We start from the raw sequence: 681 nt of genomic DNA, 5'->3' as shown, positions 1-681 counted from the left end.
GGCATGTTCAGATTCACGGAGTGATTCTGAATCGGGATGGTGATGATGAGCATGATGATCAATACCAGCATCACGTCAATCAGCGGGGTCATGTTCATTTCGATCATGACTTCCGGATCAGCCGATGAGCTGCCTGAACCTACTTGCATTCCCATGTCAGATCCTTTCTTAGTTACGTGGTGGGGGTTCGATCACGAAGCCCACTTTGGCGATCCCGGCTCGCTGGGCGGTCAGGATGGTTTTACCGACAAATTCGTAGCGGACGTTCTGGTCGCCACGGATGTGTACTTCCGGTTGCGGTACTTTGACGGCTTCGACTTTGAGACGGTCGAACAGGTCTTCTGTGCCGCCTGGCAGGGGTTTCATCATGCCGTTCCAGTACACGTCGCCGTCTTTGTTGATCGAGACGGTGATGTTTTCCGGTTTGGTTTTGTAGATCTGGTTACGTTCTGCCGGGAGCTTGAGTTTGACCGTGTCTGTGATTACCGGGGCGGTAATCAGGAAGATGATCAGTAACACCAGCATGACGTCAACCAGCGGGGTGGTGTTGATGGTGCTGTTGACTTCGTCTTCGCCGTCACCATCGTTGCCGATTGCCATTGCCATTTTGTTCTCTTTCAGTATGTCCGGTCGGGGAGACTGGGCTGTGGAAATTTTTAAACTTTGAAGTTTTAAACCTTT

At 51.2% G+C, this 681-nt stretch carries 2 protein-coding genes; both read right to left on the bottom strand.

Going from position 1 to position 681, the window contains the following annotated elements; genetic code table 11:
* A partial coding sequence (locus tag H8K47_RS18010; protein WP_186882726.1) for a biopolymer transporter ExbD occupies positions 1-155 on the bottom strand: 155 nt, incomplete at its 3' end.
* 13 nt (positions 156-168) lie between these two features.
* On the bottom strand, positions 169-606 hold the full coding sequence (locus tag H8K47_RS18005; protein ID WP_162021926.1) for an ExbD/TolR family protein: 438 nt from the start codon (positions 604-606) through the stop codon (positions 169-171).
* Between the last annotated feature and the right edge of the window lie 75 nt (positions 607-681).

This window comes from Cognatundibacterium rugosum, assembly GCF_014284365.1.
Lineage (GTDB): Bacteria > Pseudomonadota > Gammaproteobacteria > Burkholderiales > Burkholderiaceae_D > Undibacterium > Undibacterium rugosum.
This window is presented reverse-complemented; position numbering and strand designations above follow the sequence as displayed.

Coding starts and splice junctions, on each gene's coding strand:
- H8K47_RS18005 (WP_162021926.1), bottom strand. CDS start 606: ATGGCAATGGCAATCGGCAACGATGGTGACGGCGAAGACGAAGTCAAC.